The sequence below is a fragment of the Pseudomonas sp. ICMP 561 genome, assembly GCF_002699985.1.
Lineage (GTDB): Bacteria > Pseudomonadota > Gammaproteobacteria > Pseudomonadales > Pseudomonadaceae > Aquipseudomonas > Aquipseudomonas quasicaspiana.
In genome coordinates this window covers 222,145-242,699 of the sequence record NZ_LKBT01000067.1, presented here as the reverse complement: position 1 = coordinate 242,699, position 20,555 = coordinate 222,145, and the positions used below count along the sequence as shown (strand labels likewise).

The following is a 20,555-nucleotide window of genomic DNA, read 5'->3' as shown; positions in this document are numbered from 1 at the left end:
ATGAAGAAAAGAATCTTAGCTTCCTCGCCAGGATTGCCCCGACAACAGAAAGGTATGGTGCTGCTGGTCAGCCTGGTGTTTCTGCTGCTGCTGACGCTAATCGGCGTCTCGTCGATGCAGAACGCCACTTTGCAGGAGAAAATGGCAGGTAGCGTGTCATTGCGTAATAGGTCTTTTCAGATTGCGGAAGCGACACTGCGAGTGGGCGAGTCGGCGATTCAGGCCCCCAATTATTCGCTGGCCGCCTGCACCCCTCCGGCCGGTTGTGCGCCTCCAACAGATTCATCGACTGTCACCGCTGCGGGCAATAGCTCTGCGGGTGTTCCGTGGGTCGCGTCGGGAGAAGGCTTTTACGTCATTCAGAACCTTGGCACGACAACCACCCCGGCAAATCGCCCCCCGAGCTGTTCGGCCAGTACTTCCTTCACACTTTATCGCGTGACGGCGAGTGTGCTTATCGGGACGTCGAGAACGGTATTGGAGAGCATTTATGCCTTTTGTTAAGTCGTCGGGCCGTTTACTGAAGTACCTCTACGGTGCATTACTGGCGTTGTACCTGACAGCCCCTGCTTATGCATTTACTCCTGCGCAAGTGCCGTTGCTCAGCTCTCCGGCTGTACCACCGAACCTGATGTTGCTGGTGGATAACTCGGGGAGTATGTACAACATTATTTGGTCGTCGTCCTTTGATCCCTTGGTAAAACGTACGGACGTCAGCTATTTCTCAACTCAGTGCTTGAACGCCGCTGGGGCCATCGTCATATGTCCCTTCGAGACCACCATTTCCGGAGATCAGACATTAACTCTGGGAGATATCAACAGTAGCGGCGTCCTCTTGGGAATTTCACTGAATTGCCTGCTGGGTGGGGTACCTGTACGCCGCAGTGGCACCACTTATTGCCTGGATTTGCCGGATCCAGCGGGTAACGGCCGCACTCGTTACACCGCAAACTATTTGTCGTGGTTAATTGATTCCGTCCGGCCTGTCAGAGTGTCTCTTATTGGTATCGGGCTCGTGACGATTTACTACAAAGACTATACCGACGGCAGCATCCCCAATGACTATCGGATGAATGTTGCCAAAACCGTAGCAACCAATCTAGTAACCAACAACACCTCGCTGCGTATCGGACTTGCACAGTTCAATGAACCCATCGACGGCGGCGACCGAGGTCCTGGCGGGCGCATTTCCAGGGAGATCACTGATCTCTCACCGGTTACAGCAACGACTTATCAGCCGAATGGTGTCAATCAGGGTCAAGCCAATATAAATATCACTAATTTGAAAAACGCTATTTCTGCGCTGGTGCCTACAGCCAATACGCCACTGGCTGAAACCTACTATGAGATAACCCGCTATTTTCGCGGGATGACGTCCTATTACCCGCGCCAGCAGACAACTTACACCAGCCCGATTCAATACCGGTGTCAAAAGAACTACGGGGTCGTCATCACCGATGGTTTACCCACGTATGACAGAACGTTTCCCGGTGATGATCCGGATGACGTTGCTGATACCTCCCGCTCTCTACCTAACTGGGACAACGTCGCCAACGATGGCACCGACCCGATCACCAGCAACAGTGCTGGCGGCGATGATGAGGGTGACACGCTTTATCTGGATGATCTGGCCAGGTTTGCTTACGACATTGATATGCGCAAAGCTGGAAACGATCTGACGGGCAAAAGCTGGGACACCACAGGTTTCAACAAGCAGAACATGAGCACTTACACCATTGGCTTCACGACATCATCGGACCAGATGCTGATTGATGCCGCAGATGACAGCCATGGTCGCGGCAAGTATTACCAGACCGGTGACAGTGCCGGACTGACCGCCGCATTGAATCTGGCATTGGGTGATATTTATGCCAAGGCCGGATCGGGCGGAGGCGGGGCGACCAACTCGGCTACGTTAAGCAGCGGTACGCGCTTCTATCAGACCATGTACGACCCCAAGGACTGGCACGGCACGCTCAAAGCATTCAACCTCAATGCCACTACCGGCGCGTTGAGCACTGCTTTGTGGAGCACGGACAACCTGATTACCAGCTCGTCTCCCGGCCCGCTTTTCGAATCCTGGAATACCGTGTCGGGCGCCAGGATGGTTCTCGATTACAACAACCTGACCGGCGCCCAGAAAACTGCGTTCGACGCCACGCTGACCAACTTGCCTACCGGAGTTACCGGCGCGCAAGTCGTGAACTGGAGCAAAGGCACCGCCAATGCAAGGCTGCGTGCCCGCACGATTCTGCTGGGCGACATTATCAACTCGCCTTTGATCCCGGCGCTGCCAACCGACAAGACTTCTGCTGATATGGCGGGTAACACGACGTACTCGACTTATTTGACGAGGAAAGCGTCGAGCATGAATTACAACCTGCTGGTTAACGCCAACGACGGGTTCTTCAACGTCATCAACCCCGATAACGGGGCGCGACGCTATGCGTACATGCCTTCTACTTCGTTGGCTTCACTGGCGACCATTGCCTCAACAACCTATGGCTCCGGCACTCATAAATTTACGGTCGACGGCCAGATTGCGGTTTTTGATACTCAGGCAGGAACATCCTGGCGCACCATTGCGTTTGGCGGCACAGGCGCGGGCGGCAAAGCTTTTTTTGCGATCAAACTCTTCGAGAGCGATAACTCGATCCAGGCACTCTGGGAGGTGAAGGCTCCGGATACTTCGACGCCTGCCAATCTCTTCAACAATCTGGGTTACGCCTACTCCAAACCTGACGTTGCACGGATGGCCGATGGTACGAGCATCGTAGTGATGGGCAATGGTTATGGCAGTTTTACCGGCGACGCGTCGTTGTTCGTGCTCAATGCCAATACCGGTGCGCTGATCAGGGAGATCCCTATTCCAGCGTCAGCAAAGCTGGCGGACAACGGGCTGTCTTCCGTCAAACTGCGAGTCAATGCGCAAAACGTCGTGCAGGCGGCTTATGCGGGAGATTTGAAAGGACGCTTGTGGAAATTCGACATGAGCAGTTCCTCCGCAGCCAACTGGAGCGTGGCCTTCAGCGGCAAGCCACTGTTTACGGCCACCGCACCGGATAACACCCCGCAACCTATTACCGCTCAGCCGTTGCTGCTGGATCATCCTCTCAACGGCAAGATGGTTTATTTCGGCACTGGCAAGTTCAGCGAAATCACTGACAAGACGACTAACAGCCAGCAAGCGTTTTACGCAATATGGGATGGGGACGCGGCTACTGGCGGGTACGTCCAGAACAATCTGCAACCGCAAAACATTACCGGCACAATCACGGGAAATGGTGCGACTTATTTCACGACGTCCAATAACGATGTGGACTGGACCCTTAGAAAAGGCTGGTACATGACCTTGTCCACCACGGATCCATACGTGGGTGAGCGCATCATCTACCCGGCGCAAACCAGCCGTGGCCGGATAATATTCACAACAGCGGCGGTGAACTCCAGCGACCCTTGTGAAAGTACCGGCATCGGGCGTCTGTTCGAGCTGGATGCAGCCAAAGGGGGCATGCTCAATTATCAGGTCCTGGATACCAACGGCGATGGCAGGATCGACTCCGCCGATACAATAGTTGCCGGTATTGGCATTGGTACGGGCATCCCGAACCTGGCTGCAATTGTTTCGGGCACTTCCGGCCGCGATGACACCAAGTACCTGATCGATTCGAGTGGCGGCCAAGCTACCTCGTTGCAGGAAAAAGGCGGCCCTGCCAACATTTATCAGCGCATCATGTGGCGGCAAATACAGTAAGGAATACGGTGTATGCGAAGCAGATCAACAGGGTTTACCTTGATCGAACTCATGATTGTCGTAGCGATTGTGGGTATTCTGGCGGCCATCGCGTATCCCAGCTATACGGAATATGTGAGGCGTACCCACAGGGCGGAAATTGCCAGCTTGTTGAATGAGCAGGCTCAGGCGCTGGAGCGATACTATTCGCGTTATGGCGGTGTGTATTCGGATGCTCCGAACAGTCCCGCGCTGACCCTTTCGGCTGGCAACGCTTATTACACGATCGTCCCTGAGCGGGCTGCCCAGACGTTCACCTTGACTGCGAAGCCTAACGCCGGCTCGATGATGAACGGTGACAAATGCGGTAATTTCATCATTACCAATACCGGCGCTATCAGTAACTCAACGGGTCTTGCGAGCAAGGATTGCTGGGGCCGCTGATCCCCCAATTCTTTTTAACGAGAACAAGATGTCCAGGCAGCAGGTTGTGATTGTTGGCGGTGGTGTGATCGGTTTGTTGACCGCTTTCAACCTCGCCTCCGAAGTTGATCAGGTCATCCTTCTGGACCGTTCCGGTGTCGGGCAAGAAGCGTCATGGGCGGGCGGTGGCATTGTTTCTCCGCTCTACCCGTGGCGCTATAGCCCCGCAGTCACAGCATTGGCGCATTGGTCGCAGGATTTCTATCCACAACTGGCGGAGCGTCTGTTTGCACAGACCGGGATCGATCCCGAAGTGCATACCACCGGTTTGTATTGGCTGGATCTGGATGACGAGCAGCAAGCGTTGGAGTGGGCAGCCCGAGAGGCGCGACCACTCAGCGCTGTGGATATCTCGTCGGTCCACGACGCTGTGCCCGTGCTGGGCGAGGGTTATGAGCGTGCCATCTACATGGCCAACGTCGCCAATGTGCGCAATCCACGATTGGTCAAATCCCTGAAAACGGCGTTACTGGCGCTCCCCAATGTCACCGTTCATGAGCAATGTGCAGTCACTGGCTTTGTCCGTCAGGGTGATCGGGTGTCGGGCGTGAGCACGTCCTCCGGGGATATCCTGGGCGATCAGGTGGTTCTTGCGGCAGGTGCCTGGAGCGGAGAGTTGCTCAAGACCCTTGGCCTTGAACTGCCGGTTGAGCCGGTCAAAGGCCAGATGATTCTGTACAAGTGCGCGTCGGATTTTCTACCGAGTATGGTGCTGGCCAAAGGGCGATATGCGATCCCTCGCCGCGACGGACATATTCTGGTGGGGAGTACCCTGGAGCACGAGGGCTTCGACAAAACCCCAACCGATGTGGCGTTGGAAAGCCTCAAGGCCTCTGCGGTGGAGCTGCTTCCCGCGTTGGCGGATGCTCTGGTAGTCGGTCACTGGGCTGGCCTGCGTCCAGGCTCGCCTGAGGGCATTCCCTATATTGGTCCCGTGCACGGTTTTGAAGGCCTGTGGCTCAACTGTGGCCATTATCGTAACGGCCTTGTGTTGGCGCCCGCGTCCTGCCAGTTGCTGGCGGATCTGCTGTTTGGGCGTGAGCCAGTGATTGATGCGGCACCCTATGCGCCTGGCGGTAGGGTGGCCGGGCTGCTGTAGGAGTGAACGTGTTCGCGAAGCAGTGTGTCAGGCAAAAGGCCTCGCGAACACGATCACTCCTTCAGAAGCATGCGCAACTCAGCGATCGCGAGTCGCCGGCCCTTCCAGGCGATGTGCCTCGCTGCAGTACCATTGCTGGCCCTGATTGATGGCGCGGTCCTGAGGCAAATGCACACCGCATTGAGCGCAACGCACCATGGGTGCTGCCACACTTTCAGGGGGCGGAGCTTTGCGACGTGGGGCAGGCGGGTTGAGCAGACGCTTGACGAACCACACAACCGCCGCGATCAGCGCGACCCACATAATTAAGCGAATCATGATTTCCAGCTTAGTGATTGGAGATTTTGCAGTGTAGCGAAGGCGAGGCTATTGGAACAGATTCATCCCGCAGGACTGGCTTTAGCCGGGAGGGCGATATTCCTGCCACAGAGGATGTATTGGATTTACTTGCGCTCTCCCGGCTAAAGCCGGTCCTACGGGGTAGGGGTGCGCGCCTACAAGACTACGCGTCCCGATTGCTCCTGCAGAAACACTCAACATCGGGGCACAAAAAAAGAGGCCCGCAGGCCTCTTTCTTGTTAACGCTGATATCAGTCAAACATACCAAACGTCATGTAGCTGAACCACGAGCGGTCTTTTTCGCCTTTCGCTTCGCGTTCCTGCTCGTCGAGCTCTTCCTGATTTTCCGGCAGCAGCTCACGCGGGATGGCTTGCTTGGCGTCTTCGTACTGCTTGATCACGTCCTGGTTGGCGCGGGTTTCACCCGGCGGCAGCGGCGGATTGCTTTCGATCAGGCCCAAAGTCGCCTTGGACAGCCACGAGCGGTTGTCCGCTTCGGCTTCACGCGGTACGAACTGACCGTCAACCAGTTGTGGATGGTTCGGGTAGTTGGCCTTGAGCACTTCCAGGCTGGTGGCCGCCAGATCGTCCAGATGCAGACGCTGATAGGACTCGACCATCACGGCCAGGCCGTCACCCACGGATGGGGTTTCCTGGAAGTTTTCGATCACGTAACGGCCACGGTTGGCGGCAGCGACATAGGCCTGACGAGTCAGGTAATAGTCGGCAACGTGAATTTCGTAGGAGGCCAGCAGGTTGCGCAGATAAATCATGCGCTGCTTGGCATCCGGCGAATAGCGGCTGTTCGGGTAGCGACTGGTCAGTTGCGCGAACTCGTTGAACGAGTCACGCGCGGCACCCGGGTCACGTTTGGTCTGGTCCAGCGGCAGGAAGCGCGCCAGCAGGCCAACGTCCTGGTCGAACGAAGTCAGGCCTTTCATGTAATAGGCGTAGTCGACGTTCGGGTGCTGCGGGTGCAGGCGGATGAAGCGTTCGGCAGCGGATTTCGCGGCTTCCGGCTCACCGTTCTTGTAGTTCGCGTAAATCAGTTCGAGCTGTGCCTGATCAGCATAGCGACCGAATGGATAACGCGACTCCAGCGCCTTGAGCTTTTCTGTGGCAGTCGAATAGCTGTTGTTACCCAGGTCGGCCTGCGCCTGCTGGTACAGCTCGACTTCGCTCAGGTTTTCGTCAATCACTTCCTTCGACGAGCAGGCAGCGGTGAGTGCGAGGATGGCTATCAGCAGCAGGTGTTTCACTTGCATGGCGGCTTGCGTCCCTATAACGGTCGCTGTCTTGGGCGTGACCGTCCTGTTATGATGAGCACCCCGCGGAACCCCCGGGGCAAAAGACGCCGTATTTAACCACAAGCGCGCTGCCGAAACCAAAGGCTAGCCGCCACCTAGTCTGGCCATGTCCGAAAATATAGAACTTCGCGCAGAGGTGCCGTCCGAATTGGGCGGTCAACGCCTCGATCAAGTCGCTGCACAATTATTCGCTGAGCACTCTCGCTCGCGCCTTTCTGCCTGGATCAAGGACGGCCGTCTGACGGTTGACGGAGGCGTCTTGCGCCCCCGTGACATCGTACACGGTGGTGCTGTCCTGCAATTGATTGCAGAGCAGGAGGCCCAGGGAGAATGGCTCGCTCAGGACATCGAACTCGATATCGTCTATGAAGACGATCAGATCCTGGTCATCAATAAACCTGCCGGTCTGGTGGTGCATCCCGCTGCCGGTCACGCCGACGGCACGCTGCTCAATGCCTTGCTGCACCACGTGCCGGACATTATCAACGTGCCGCGCGCCGGTATCGTGCACCGTCTCGACAAGGACACCACCGGTCTGATGGTGGTCGCCAAGACGATTCAGGCGCAGACCCAGCTCGTTACCCAACTGCAAAGCCGTACCGTGAGCCGCATCTATGAATGCATCGTGATCGGTGTTGTCACTGCCGGTGGCAAGATCGACGCGCCGATTGGCCGCCACGGTCAGCAACGTCAGCGCATGGCGGTCATGGAAGGCGGCAAGCAGGCGGTGAGTCATTACCGCGTGCTTGAGCGTTTCCGGTCCCACACCCATGTGCGGGTCAAGCTGGAAACCGGCCGTACCCACCAGATTCGTGTGCACATGGCCCATATCAACTACCCGTTGGTGGGTGATCAGGCTTACGGCGGTCGTTTCCGCATTCCGCCAGCCGCCAGTGTGACCATGGTCGACTCGTTGAAAACCTTCCCGCGTCAGGCGCTTCATGCGCGTTTCCTGGAGCTGGATCATCCGACCACCGGTAAACGCATGAGCTGGGAATCGCCGCTGCCTGACGATTTCGTCTGGTTGCTGTCGCTGCTCAAGCAGGATCGCGAGGCGTTCATCGGGTGAGTGACTGGCTGATTCCCGACTGGCCCGCGCCTGCGGGAATCAAGTCATGCGTCACAACCCGTAATGGCGGCGTCAGTCTGGCGCCGTTCGACAGTTTCAATCTGGGGGATCATGTTGATGATGATCCGCAAGCCGTCGCTGCCAATCGCCTGCGTCTGACCTCGGAGCTGAAGATTCAGGCTGCGTGGCTTAAGCAGGTGCATGGCGTGGTGGTTGCTGAGGCCGACCCGACCCAAGTGGTCGAGGCTGACGCCAGCTGGACTGCAACGCCGGGCATTGCCTGCACCATCATGACCGCCGATTGCCTGCCTGCTCTTTTCTGCAACCGGGCCGGTACTCGTGTGGCGGCTGCTCACGCCGGTTGGCGTGGTCTGGCCGCCGGTGTGCTGGAGGCAGCAGCCGACAGTCTGCGAGTGGCGCCTGAGGACATCATGGTCTGGCTCGGCCCTGCCATTGGCCAGCCTTCCTTTGAAGTGGGTGGGGAAGTTCGTGAGGCTTTTATAAGCACGCATCCGCAAACTGACGCCGCTTTTATACCCAGCAAAAATCCTGGCCGGTTCATGGCCGACATCTACGCCCTTGCTCGCTTGCGACTGGCGGCCCACGGAATCACTGCTGTTTATGGCGGTGGCTTCGATACCTTCACTGATCCTCGCTTCTATTCCTACCGCCAGAGCGCCCGAAACGGCCGCTTTGCTTCGCTGATCTGGATAGATCCAGTCAGGTAGGAGCGAACTTGTTCGCGAAAAAGGGTGCAGCCGATAGATAAACGTCGCCTGCCGCCCAATCTCGCGAACAAGTTCGCTCCTACCGGCACGGTCCCCGTGCGGGAATTCATTCATGAGGCTATCGTTCAGACGTCTCACTGCAATGCTGATGTGCGTCAATTAAATTCAGCTTGAATCTCACGCAATTGCCCGCATGTAGTGGGCATCCAGCAGGTTTTTTTCATAGGTGTGTTTATTTGCTCCGGCCTGCTTATATAGGAAGGTGACTAATGCGTATCGATAGATTGACCAGCAAATTACAGTTAGCGTTATCCGATTCCCAATCCCTGGCGGTAGGTCTTGACCATCCGGCCATTGAGTCTGCGCACTTGATGCAGGCGTTGCTTGATCAACAGGGCGGCACTATCAAGCCACTGCTGCTGCAAGTGGGCTTCGACATCAATAGTCTGCGCAAAGAATTGAGCAAAGAGCTCGACCAACTGCCGAAAATCCAGAACCCGACGGGCGACGTGAACATGTCCCAGGATCTGGCGCGTCTGCTTAATCAGGCAGATCGTCTGGCGCAGCAGAAGGGCGACCAGTTCATCTCCAGCGAGCTGGTCTTGCTGGCGGCGATGGACGAAAACAGCAAGCTGGGCAAGTTGCTGCTTGGCCAGGGTGTCAGCAAGAAGGCGCTGGAAAATGCCATCAGCAACCTGCGCGGCGGCTCGGCAGTCAACGACCCCAATGTCGAAGAGTCGCGCCAGGCTCTGGATAAATACACCGTCGACCTCACCAAGCGCGCCGAAGAAGGCAAGCTCGATCCAGTGATCGGCCGTGACGACGAAATCCGTCGGACGATCCAAGTGCTGCAACGCCGCACCAAGAACAACCCGGTGCTGATCGGCGAACCTGGCGTGGGTAAAACTGCCATCGCTGAAGGTCTCGCTCAGCGCATCATTAATGGTGAAGTGCCGGATGGCCTCAAAGGCAAGCGCTTGCTGTCTCTGGACATGGGCGCACTGATCGCCGGTGCCAAGTTCCGGGGTGAGTTCGAGGAGCGCCTGAAGTCACTGCTCAATGAGCTTTCCAAACAGGATGGTCAGATCATCCTGTTCATCGACGAACTGCACACCATGGTCGGCGCCGGTAAAGGCGAAGGCTCCATGGATGCAGGCAACATGCTCAAGCCTGCGTTGGCGCGTGGCGAGTTGCATTGTGTCGGTGCGACCACGCTCAACGAGTACCGCCAATATATAGAAAAGGACGCGGCCCTTGAGCGGCGCTTCCAGAAAGTGTTGGTGGATGAGCCGAGTGAAGAAGACACCATCGCGATCTTGCGTGGCTTGAAGGAACGCTACGAGGTTCACCACAAAGTGGCGATCACTGACGGTGCGATTATTGCGGCCGCCAAGCTGAGCCACCGTTACATCACCGATCGGCAGTTGCCGGACAAGGCCATTGACCTGATCGACGAAGCGGCCAGCCGTATTCGTATGGAAATCGACTCCAAGCCGGAAGTGCTCGACCGTCTTGAACGCCGACTGATCCAGCTGAAGGTTGAATCCCAGGCATTAAAGAAAGAAGACGACGAAGCCGCGATCAAGCGGCTGGAAAAACTTCAGGAAGAAATCGTTCGTCTGGATCGTGAGTACGCTGACCTGGAAGAAATCTGGACCTCGGAAAAAGCCGAGGTCACCGGCTCCGCGCAGATTCAGCAGAAGATCGAACAATCGCGTCAGGAGCTGGAAGCAGCCCGTCGGCGTGGCGACCTGAATCGCATGGCTGAATTGCAGTACGGGATCATTCCCGACTTGGAGCGCAGCCTGCAAATGGTCGACCAGCATGGCAAGCCTGAGAATCAGTTGCTGCGCAGTAAAGTGACTGAAGAGGAGATCGCCGAAGTCGTCTCCAAGTGGACCGGGATCCCTGTGTCGAAGATGCTCGAAGGTGAGCGCGACAAGCTTCTGCGTATGGAAAGCCTGCTGCACCAGCGCGTGATTGGTCAGAACGAAGCGGTGGTTGCTGTTTCCAACGCGGTACGTCGCTCTCGTGCCGGGTTGTCTGATCCGAATCGCCCAAGTGGTTCGTTCATGTTCCTCGGCCCAACCGGTGTCGGTAAGACCGAGCTGTGCAAGGCGCTGGCGGAGTTCCTGTTCGACACTGAAGAAGCGATGGTGCGTATCGATATGTCCGAGTTCATGGAGAAACATTCCGTGGCTCGACTGATCGGTGCACCACCAGGCTATGTAGGTTATGAAGAAGGCGGTTATCTCACCGAGGCGGTGCGTCGCAAGCCTTACTCCGTGATCTTGCTGGACGAAGTGGAGAAGGCGCATCCGGATGTGTTCAACATCTTGCTGCAGGTGCTGGAAGACGGTCGCCTGACTGACAGCCATGGTCGTACAGTGGATTTCCGCAATACCGTGATCGTCATGACCTCCAACCTGGGCTCGGCGCAGATCATCGAGCTTTCCGGGGATCGCGAAGCACAGCGCGCGGCGGTGATGGATGCGGTAAGCAATCACTTCCGGCCGGAGTTCCTGAACCGTATCGACGAAGTGGTGATCTTCGAACCTCTGGCCCGCGACCAGATTGCCGGCATTACGGATATTCAGCTGGCTCGCCTGCGCAGCCGTCTGACCGAACGCGAACTGAAACTGGAGCTGAGCCCCGAGGCGATGGATAAACTCATCGCGGTGGGTTACGACCCGGTTTACGGCGCTCGTCCGCTCAAGCGTGCTATCCAGCGCTGGATCGAGAACCCGCTGGCGCAGTTGATACTGTCGGGCGGTTTTATGCCTGGCTCCAGCGTCACCGGCACAGTGGTGGACGACGAAATCGTCTTCAACTGATGGGGTTTGTAGTTCAGGCTCGCCAGCGATGGGTTATTGCAGGTGAGCCTGGCGCTGCTGATTGATGGATTTGCGAGGGCCGAAAGGCCATCTGAAAAAAAATCGCAAATCATTGTCTTAAAAGCAATTTAAGGGGTTGACACCTCTTTTTAAAATTGTAGAATAGCGCGCCTCAGAGACGTGAACGCAGCGATGCAAAAACATCGAAGAGGCTGAATTAACAAGTTAACAGCGCGTTAGTTCAGAGCAGTAAGTTGTAAAAGTTGCATCTGAAATCGATACGTTCCGCGATAGCTCAGTTGGTAGAGCAAGTGACTGTTAATCACTGGGTCCCTGGTTCGAGTCCAGGTCGTGGAGCCAGATTTCAATATGTAGCTGTATCGGGGTATAGCGCAGTCCGGTAGCGCGCCTGCTTTGGGAGCAGGATGTCAGGAGTTCGAATCCCCTTACCCCGACCATTTTTGGGTCGTTAGCTCAGTTGGTAGAGCAGTTGGCTTTTAACCAATTGGTCGTAGGTTCGAATCCCACACGACCCACCATTTTTGGCCTCAGCAGCAATGCCGGGGCCGAATCTTATAGATCTGATGCCAATCGCATCAGATCGCAGACGGCTAGTTGAGGCGTCTTTAAAAAGTTTCACCCGGGGTATAGCGCAGTCCGGTAGCGCGCCTGCTTTGGGAGCAGGATGTCAGGAGTTCGAATCCCCTTACCCCGACCATCTTCACAAAAAAGCCTGATTTAAGCCTTGTGCTCAGATCGGGCTTTTTTGCGTCTGCGTTTTTTTTGGTTTGCGACGTCACTTACGCTCCGCCTGAAGGATTGCAAATCCCGGTAGGAGGCAACTTGTTGGCGATGCGGTAGAAGGGGCGACTCGAAAACAACGCCTCGCGAGCAAGTTCGGTCTCATGTAATCGCATGCAACGACTGGATTGAAATGCATTTTCTGTAGGAGCTGCCGAAGGCTGCGAGACATTTCTTCTGATACACGGCGATCGCAGCCTTCGGCAGCTCCTACAAGTCTTGTGTTTGCCGCGAGGCAGCGCTAGAGGTCGCGTTTCTCGCGGCATCATCAAATAGCATGCAACGACTGGGTTGAAATGCATTTCTGTAGGAGCTGCCGAAGGCTGCGAGACATTTCTTCTGACACACCGCGATCGCAGCCTTCGGCAGCTCCTACAAGTCTTGTGTTTGCCGCGAAGCAGCGCTAGAGGTCGCGTTTCTCGCGGCATCATCAAATAGCATGCAACGACTGGATGAAATGCATTTCTGTAGGCGCTGCCGAAGGCTGCGAGACATTTCTTCTGACACACCGCGATCGCAGCCTTCGGCAGCTCCTACAAGTCCTGTGTTTGCCGCGAAGCAGCGCTAGAGGTCGCGTTTCTCGCGGCATCATCAAATAGCATGCAACGACTGGATGAAATGCATTTCTGTAGGCGCTGCCGAAGGCTGCGAGACATTTCTTCTGACACACCGCGATCGCAGCCTTCGGCAGCTCCTACAAGTCCTGTGTTTGCCGCGAAGCAGCGCTAGAGGTCGCGTTTCTCGCGGCATCATCAAATAGCATGCAACGACTGGATGAAATGCATTTCTGTAGGCGCTGCCGAAGGCTGCGAGACATTTCTTCTGACACACCGCGATCGCAGCCTTCGGCAGCTCCTACAAGTCCTGTGTTTGCCGCGAAGCAGCGCTAGAGGTCGCGTTTCTCGCGGCATCATCAAATAGCATGCAACGACTGGATGAAATGCATTTCTGTAGGCGCTGCCGAAGGCTGCGAGACATTTCTTCTGACACACCGCGATCGCAGCCTTCGGCAGCTCCTACAAGTCCCGTGTTTGCCGCGAAACAGTGCGGCACCTTTTCCGTTTCAAGGTCGCGTCCCTGTCCGCTATACGCCGACTTGCGTCGCTGGACATCGCCAGCACCATGTGAAAACCCTCTTCCAAAAACGCGTCAAATTAATTGCGGCCTTCGAAGTCAATGGGCATCAACGCGTCTAAATCAACGTTTCGGGCTGCAAGTCACAAGAAAAATAGAAAAGTTCCGCCCAAAGTTGTAACTATATGTTTCAGAAAAACGCCGCTTTTGTCACATTTCGGCATCCATGAGCCATCAGAAAAATTGAAAGACATCCAGTCTCTATTGCTCCTGAAGGCCCGTGAACAATAGTTGGATCCAATGTCTGAACTCTCGTTTCCCTTCGAAAATAGCGTATAGCCATTTTTATGACGCCAACAGGGTGTCGTTTTTTGATCTCTTATTCGTTAACAATAGCGTTAATCGATTCAGCTTATCGATGCACTTAAAAACAAGAACTCAACGGATTTTGCCTGTAACCGGGTGAGGCTTTGGCATGGCAGCCGAAGCAGAGAACTTAAAAACTATTGGAATTACGAAAGCTAGGAGGCTGTCATGGGTGCGCAAACCAAGATTCTGGATGTCGAAGAGTTCAAGATCTATACCGAAACTTACTGGAAAAGTGATAGCGCCAAGACCGTTCTGCTCGTCAATGGCGCGCTGTCGACCACTGGCTCATTTGGTCAGACGGTGAAGTATCTGGCGCCACACTTCAATCTGGTGCTGTTCGATCTTCCGTTCTCCGGTCAGTCCAAGGCTCACAACCCTGGCGATACGATTGTGACCAAGGAAGACGAAGTCAGAATTCTCCTGAATATCATTAATCTCTACAAAATCAATTACTTGCTTTCAGTGTCCTGGGGTGGCGTGTCCGCGTTGCTGGCCCTTTCCGAGTCGCCCGCGTCGGTTGAGAAAGCGATCATCAGCTCGTTCTCGCCAGTGCTCAATGAGCCGATGCTGGACTACATCGACAAGGCGCAGCTCTACCTTGCCGCACGTGAAAAACGAAAAATCGGTTCGTTGCTTAACGACACCGTGGGCAAGTATCTGCCGCGACTTTTCAAACTGTATAACTACAAACACCTGATCAGCCTTGCTGAACATGAATACGGCCAGATCGACTTTCACATCAGCCAGATTCGTAAACTCAGTGCCAGTAATTACGTCGAGCGTTTCTCTTCTATCAAGATCCCTGTGTTATTCGTCAATGGCGAGAAAGATGAATACACCACCGTTGAAGATGCCCGCAGTTTCTCCACGTACATAGCGCAAAGCAGCTTCAATGTTGTGCCTGATACCGGCCACTTTCTCGACCTTGAGAGCAAGGCCGCCTGGCTGAACTCGCAGAAAATCGTACTGAGTTTTCTCGGTGCACAGAAAGAAATCAGTCATGCCTGGCCTGAAGCCGCGATTGCCTGAGGCGCAGAACGGCCCTTTGGCTGTTTGGTAGCGGGTCTTCGTTCTGACACCTGGTCTTCGGGTGTGGCGATACTTCATTGGGCTGTGGCTTTGTCGTTGATGAATATTTCTTGTGCTGTGCATTTGTGCGGGTGTTGTCGTGTGGCCGGAAATTCCCGGTTTTTGAATCCTGGAAGGGTTGTTCGCCAGCCTTGGCTGGCGCTGGGACTCAACGTTTTGCTGTTGCTTTCCCTCAGTGGCTGTTCTGACGATAAGCCTGTGTCGAAAACACTGGTCCGTGTGGCGGTTCAGGAAGTGGTTTCTTCCGACATCCTGACCAGCGTCGAGCTGACAGGCGATATCCAGGCGCGCAAGGTCACGGAGCAGGCTTTTCGGGTGTCCGGCAAGCTGGTGCAGCGCTTTGTCGATGTGGGCGATCGTGTGCGAGCGGGGCAGCGGTTGGCAAAGCTCGACCCGCGAGAGCAAAACACTGAACTGGCGTCGGCCGATGCAGAAGTTGCCGCCAGAGAATCGCGACTGCGTTTGGCGCAAACCAATTACCAGCGTCAGCAAACGTTGCTGCCCAAGGGCTATACCAATCTCAGCGAGTATCAAAAAGCGCAGTCTGCGCTGGAGAGTGCGCGGGGCGATCTTGCCGCGCTGAAAGCGCAGCAGGCCAATGCGCGCGACCAATTGAGCTACACCGAACTGGTTGCGGTGGCCGACGGAATCATCACGGCACGTCATGCCGAAGAAGGTCAGGTGGTGCAGGCCGCCACACCTGTTTTCAGTCTTGCCCATGATGGCGAGCGAGAAGCGGTATTCGCGGCCTACGAATCGTTGCTGGAATCTGACCAGCCAGGTCGCCGCGTAAGTGTTCGCGGGCTGGGCAATCCGGCCCTGACGCTGTCCGGCAGGATCCGTGAGATCACTCCGATTGTCTCTTCCGCCAGCGGCACCCTGCGGGTACGGGTCGCGCTGCAAGACGCTCCCGCCAATCTTGCTCTGGGTACCGTGGTCAGCGCGAAGCTGGATTCTCAGGCCCGCAAGGCTTTCACTCTGCCATGGTCGGCTCTGAGTCGCAGTCACGGCAAACCTGCAGTCTGGCGCGTAGACGAGCAGAGCCGTGTGCGTCTGGTTGAAGTGCAGGTGTTGCGTTATGAGCAGGGTCACGTAGTCATCGCATCCGGAGTAGCAGAGGGTGACTGGGTGGTATCCCGCGGTCTGCAGTTTTTGTATCCGGGGCAGAGAGTCGATGTCGCTGCGCGCGAGGGCCATGACAAGAACGATGACAACAGCAAGGTCATCGCCTTGGCAGCGGAGACGAGTCGATGAAGGTCACCGTCATCCGTATCCTTTTGATCTGCAAAGTCTGGTTGTTTTGCATCATTTTCATGATGGTCGCAGGCTGCCGTGACAAGCCTGTACGCGAGGTTGTCGAGCGGCCTGTGTTGTTTATCGAAATGGTCGACGCGCAGCAGCATGTTCATGGGCGCTTTGCGGGCAGCATTCAGCCTCGCTACGAAGTCGAACTGGGTTTTCGAGTGGCAGGCCGCATTGCAACGCGTCACGTCGAGATCGGTGACAGGGTTCGTCGGGGCGATCTTCTCGCCACCCTTGAGCCCGGCAATCAGCAAAACCAACTGCGTGCCCGGCAGGCAGAACTGAACAAGGCCCAAGCGACCTGGCAGCAATTGAGCGTAGAGCGGCAGCGCTATCAGCAACTGATCGCGCGGGGCGTGGGGGCTCAGGCGCGACTGGATCAGATGAGCGGTGATTTGCAAACCCAGGACGCCATTCTCAGTCAGGCCCGCAATGCGTTGCAGCAAGCTACTGATCATCTGTCCTACACCCGTTTGCTGGCTGAGTTCGATGGCGTGGTCACTGATTGGCATGGCGAGGTCGGCCAGGTGGTCGCGACCGGGCATCCGGTCGTCAGTCTGGCCCGCCCTGAGAGCCGCGAAGCCGTGGTTGATCTGCCACTGGATCTGGTTGCCACACTGAGTCAGGACATTCGGATTCAAGTGATTTCCCAGCTCAACCCACACGCTTTTGTCGCCGCCCATTTGCGTCAGTTGTCGCCACAGATTGATCCGACAACACGCACCCAGCGTGTACGACTGACGCTGGATGCCGTGCCGGACAGCTTTCGGCTGGGTTCAACGGTGAGCGTTGAGATCAGCAGTGCCGCCTCTTCCTTTCGCGAACTGCCAGGCAGCGCCGTGCTTGAACGCGAGGGCCAGGCGCAGGTGTGGGTCGTTGATCCGCAGTCTGCGACCGTGAGCTCCCGCGATGTAACCATTTTGGCCCGACACGGTTCTTCGGTGCGCGTGCAGGGTGAGTTGCATGATGGTGACAAGGTGGTCATCGCCGGAGTCAACGGTCTGAGAGCAGGACAGAGAGTTCGTATGGATCGCGAGGTCAGTTTGTGAGGGAGCGTTTTAACCTGTCTGCCTGGGGGCTTCGGCACCGCACACTGGTCTGGTACATGATGTTCGTTTCGCTGCTGATGGGAAGCTGGTCGTTCATGAATCTTGGGCGTGAGGAAGATCCCTCGTTTGCCATCAAGACCATGGTCATTCAAGCCCGTTGGCCCGGTGCGACGCTGCAGGAGACCTTGCAGCAGGTCACTGACCGCATGGAAAAGAAGCTCGAGGAAATCGATGCGCTGGACTATGTGAAGAGCTACACCCTGGCCGGTGAGTCGACGCTGTTTGTCTTCCTCAAGAGCGACACCCACAGCGCTGACATTCCCGCCGCCTGGTATCAGGTGCGCAAGAAGATCATGGACATTCGGGGTGAACTGCCCGAAGGCATTCAAGGGCCTGCGTTCAACGACGAGTTCGGTGATGTCTTCGGCAGCATCTATGCGTTTACCGCCGACGGGCTTTCTTTTCGTCAGTTGCGCGACTATGTCGAGCAAGTCAGGGCGGACATCCGAAGTGTGCAGGACCTGGGCAAGATCGAGTTGTTGGGGGCGCAACGTGAAGTGATCTACCTGAACTTCTCCATGCGCAAGCTGGCGGCGCTGGGGATTGATCAGCGGCAGGTCATCGCCAGTCTGCAAGCGCAGAACGCAGTAACGCCGGCCGGTGTCATCGAATCCGGTCCGGAAAGGATTGCAGTGCGCACCAGCGGCCAGTTCACGGATGAAAGTGACCTGCAAGCCGTCAACCTGCGCTTCGGTGAGCGCTTCTTTCGCCTGAGTGATCTGGCGACGGTGGAGCGCCGTTATGCCGATCCACCAAGCTCGATGTTTCGCTTCAACGGCCAGCCAGCGATTGGTCTGGCCGTGGCCATGAAGCAGGGCGGCAATATTCAGGATTTCGGCATGCGCTTGCAGCAGCGTATGGATGCGCTGACCAGCGAGCTGCCGTTGGGTATCGATGTGCATCTGGTGTCGAGTCAGGCCGAGGTGGTGGACAAGGCTATCGGCGGCTTCACGCGTGCGTTGTTCGAGGCGATTCTGATTGTGCTGGTGGTGAGCTTCCTGAGCCTGGGCATCCGTGCCGGGCTCGTCGTGGCGTGTTCAATCCCGCTGGTGTTGGCGCTGGTTTTCGTCTTCATGGAGTACAGCGGCATTACCATGCAGCGTATTTCTTTAGGGGCGTTGATCATCGCGCTGGGGCTCTTGGTGGACGACGCGATGATCACCGTAGAAATGATGGTGACCCGGCTTGAAGCCGGCGACTCATTGCAGCAGGCGGCCACGTTTGCCTATACCTCCACGGCATTCCCGATGCTGACAGGCACGTTGGTGACGGTCGCCGGTTTCGTGCCGATTGGCCTGAACTCCAGCTCGGCGGGTGAGTACGTCTTCACCATGTTTGCAGTGATCGCAGTGGCGTTGCTGCTTTCATGGCTGGTGGCGGTGTTGTTTGCGCCGCTGATTGGCGTGCACATCCTCAAAGTACCCAAAGCTCATCAGCATGCGGGCGGCGTCTGGATGTCGGGATTCAGGCGGGCGTTGTCAGGAGCACTCAAGCATCGCTGGTGGGTAATCGGCTTTACCGTGCTGGTGTTCGTCGGGTCGCTGTTCGCGGGCAAGTTACTGCAAAACCAGTTTTTCCCGGATTCGGATCGTCCGGAAATTCTCGTCGATATCTACATGCCTCAGAATGGCTCCATCGACGGTACGCGTCAGGTCATGGACCGCCTCGAAGCCACGCTCAAGGACGATCCGGATGTGTTGCACTGGAGTTCCTACGTTGGCAAAGGCGCGGTGCGTTTTTACTTGCCGCTGGATCAGCAATTGAGTAATCCGTTTTATGGCCAACTGGTTATCGTCAGCCGTGGCGGGGAAGGGCGAGATCAGTTGATCGAGCGTTTGCGTCAGCGTTTTCGCGATGACTTCGTGGGCGTTGGCGGCTATGTGCAACCGCTGAACATGGGGCCTCCGGTGGGGTGGCCTGTGCAATATCGGGTCAGCGGTCCTGATATCGAGCAAGTCCGCAGCCAGGCCATGGCTCTGGCGGCCATCCTGGATGCCAACGCAAATATCGGGCAGGTCATCTACGACTGGAACGAGCCAGGCAAAGTACTGAAGATTGATATCGCTCAAGACAAGGTGCGCCAGTTCGGCCTGTCTTCCGAAGACGTGGCGCAGATTCTCAACAGCCTGGTGTCCGGCACCAGCATCACCAAGGTTCGCGATGATACCTATCTGGTCGATCTGGTCGGGCGTGCCGAAGCCAGTGAGCGGACCTCGCTGCAAACCTTGAGCAACCTGCAGATTCCGGTGCCCGGCGGGACCAGTGTGCCATTGATGGCCTTCGCCAGTTTGAGTTACGAGCAGGAGCAACCGCTGGTCTGGCGTCGCGACCGGCTGCCGACCATTACCCTGAAAGCCAACGTACTTGGCCATCTGCAACCGGCGGCGCTGGTGCGTGAGTTGCGTCCGCAGGTCGAGGCGTTCAGTGCGGCTTTGCCCGTGCGCTATTCGGTGGCTACCGGTGGAGCGGTCGAAGCCAGCGCTCGTTCTCAGGGGCCGATTCTGAAAGTTGTGCCACTGATGCTGCTGTTGGTTGCGACCTTTCTGATGATTCAGTTGCAGAGTGTGAAGAAACTGATGCTGGTGGTCAGCGTGGTGCCGCTAGGGTTTATCGGAGTCGTTGCTGCGCTGTTGTTGACGGGGTACCCGCTGGGTTTCGTGGCGATCCTCGGGGTGCTGGCGCTGATCGGGATCATCATCCGTAACTCGGTGATTCTGGTCACGCAGATCGACGAGTTCATGGCGGCTGGAGAAGAGGCGTGGACCGCTGTGGTCAAGGCCACCGAGCATCGCTGTCGCCCGATCCTGCTGACGGCGGCGGCGGCAAGTCTGGGCATGATCCCGATAGCGCGAGAGGTATTCTGGGGGCCGATGGCCTACGCCATGATCGGCGGCATTGCGATTGCTACCGTCCTGACACTGTTTTTTCTGCCCGCGCTGTATATGGTTTGTTACGGCATCAAACCGCCCAGGGCATAGGCGATTCTTGCGGTCGCACGCAGTTGAATCTGAGCCGGGCGCAAACCCCGTAGGAGCGAATTCATTCGCGAAAATCCGGTACATTCGATGTATCTGTGTCCATCAGGAATGCCGCCTTCCCGAATGAATTCGGTCCCACGGGATCTGCATGAACCTGAGATGTGCGCAATTCCTGTGGGAGCGAATTCATTCGCGATGAGGCCGGTACATCCGCTTCAGGTTTATTGCCTGTAAGACCGCC

Annotated in this window: 13 protein-coding genes and 4 tRNA genes; 15 read left to right on the top strand and 2 right to left on the bottom strand. The window is 56.5% G+C overall.

Features of this window, described 5'->3' with window-relative positions:
- Genes AO242_RS26585 through thiO form a run of 4 tightly spaced genes read left to right on the top strand, consistent with a single transcriptional unit; the run spans position 1 to position 5,315 of the window.
- A complete protein-coding gene (locus tag AO242_RS26585; RefSeq protein ID WP_241154149.1) occupies positions 1-504 on the top strand; it encodes a pilus assembly PilX family protein in 504 nt (167 codons plus the stop codon).
- On the top strand, positions 491-3,754 hold the full coding sequence (locus AO242_RS26580) for a pilus assembly protein (RefSeq protein ID WP_099271010.1): 3,264 nt from the start codon (positions 491-493) through the stop codon (positions 3,752-3,754). The genes AO242_RS26585 and AO242_RS26580 overlap by 14 nt, the downstream gene beginning before the upstream one ends.
- A 12-nt stretch (positions 3,755-3,766) precedes the next feature.
- Positions 3,767-4,177, top strand: coding sequence for a type IV pilin protein (locus AO242_RS26575; RefSeq protein ID WP_099271009.1), 411 nt, complete (start codon positions 3,767-3,769; stop codon positions 4,175-4,177).
- Positions 4,178-4,205: 28 nt separating this feature from the next.
- On the top strand, positions 4,206-5,315 hold the full coding sequence (gene thiO, locus AO242_RS26570; RefSeq protein WP_099271008.1) for a glycine oxidase ThiO: 1,110 nt from the start codon (positions 4,206-4,208) through the stop codon (positions 5,313-5,315).
- Positions 5,316-5,393: 78 nt separating this feature from the next.
- Here thiO and AO242_RS26565 read toward each other — a convergent pair whose 3' ends face one another.
- Both AO242_RS26565 and AO242_RS26560 read right to left on the bottom strand, forming a co-directional pair.
- Positions 5,394-5,633: a PP0621 family protein gene (locus AO242_RS26565; protein WP_099271007.1), complete on the bottom strand. Its 240-nt coding sequence runs from the start codon at positions 5,631-5,633 to the stop codon at positions 5,394-5,396.
- A 272-nt stretch (positions 5,634-5,905) separates the two neighbouring features.
- Positions 5,906-6,919 (bottom strand): outer membrane protein assembly factor BamD, encoded by a 1,014-nt coding sequence (locus AO242_RS26560; RefSeq protein WP_027899727.1) that lies wholly within the window; start codon positions 6,917-6,919, stop codon positions 5,906-5,908.
- Between the two features lie 148 nt (positions 6,920-7,067).
- On the opposite strand from AO242_RS26560, the gene rluD reads away from it, so the two are divergent.
- The 11 genes from rluD (at position 7,068) to AO242_RS26505 (ending at position 20,314) form a co-directional block, all read left to right on the top strand.
- Positions 7,068-8,030, top strand: coding sequence for a 23S rRNA pseudouridine(1911/1915/1917) synthase RluD (rluD, locus tag AO242_RS26555; protein ID WP_087272735.1), 963 nt, complete (start codon positions 7,068-7,070; stop codon positions 8,028-8,030).
- Positions 8,027-8,758 (top strand): peptidoglycan editing factor PgeF, encoded by a 732-nt coding sequence (gene pgeF / locus AO242_RS26550; protein ID WP_099271006.1) that lies wholly within the window; start codon positions 8,027-8,029, stop codon positions 8,756-8,758. Before rluD ends, pgeF begins: the two co-directional genes overlap by 4 nt.
- A 269-nt stretch (positions 8,759-9,027) precedes the next feature.
- The gene (gene clpB, locus AO242_RS26545) at positions 9,028-11,592 is read left to right on the top strand and encodes an ATP-dependent chaperone ClpB (RefSeq protein WP_099271005.1); all 2,565 of its coding nucleotides are present in this window, start codon (positions 9,028-9,030) and stop codon (positions 11,590-11,592) included.
- A gap of 284 nt (positions 11,593-11,876) precedes the next feature.
- Positions 11,877-11,952, top strand: a tRNA-Asn gene (locus AO242_RS26540).
- 21 nt (positions 11,953-11,973) lie between these two features.
- Positions 11,974-12,050 (top strand) — tRNA-Pro (locus AO242_RS26535).
- 5 nt (positions 12,051-12,055) lie between these two features.
- Positions 12,056-12,131 (top strand) — tRNA-Lys (locus AO242_RS26530).
- Between the two features lie 102 nt (positions 12,132-12,233).
- A tRNA-Pro gene (locus AO242_RS26525) sits at positions 12,234-12,310 on the top strand.
- A gap of 1,691 nt (positions 12,311-14,001) precedes the next feature.
- Positions 14,002-14,865, top strand: coding sequence for an alpha/beta fold hydrolase (locus AO242_RS26520; RefSeq protein WP_099271004.1), 864 nt, complete (start codon positions 14,002-14,004; stop codon positions 14,863-14,865).
- 99 nt (positions 14,866-14,964) lie between these two features.
- Positions 14,965-16,179, top strand: a complete 1,215-nt coding sequence (locus AO242_RS26515; RefSeq protein WP_099271003.1) for an efflux RND transporter periplasmic adaptor subunit — start codon at positions 14,965-14,967, stop codon at positions 16,177-16,179.
- On the top strand, positions 16,176-17,276 hold the full coding sequence (locus AO242_RS26510; protein WP_257153513.1) for an efflux RND transporter periplasmic adaptor subunit: 1,101 nt from the start codon (positions 16,176-16,178) through the stop codon (positions 17,274-17,276). The genes AO242_RS26515 and AO242_RS26510 overlap by 4 nt, the downstream gene beginning before the upstream one ends.
- Entirely contained in the window at positions 17,273-20,314 is a 3,042-nt protein-coding gene (locus AO242_RS26505) for an efflux RND transporter permease subunit (RefSeq protein ID WP_099271002.1), read from the top strand. Before AO242_RS26510 ends, AO242_RS26505 begins: the two co-directional genes overlap by 4 nt.
- Positions 20,315-20,555 lie beyond the last annotated feature (241 nt).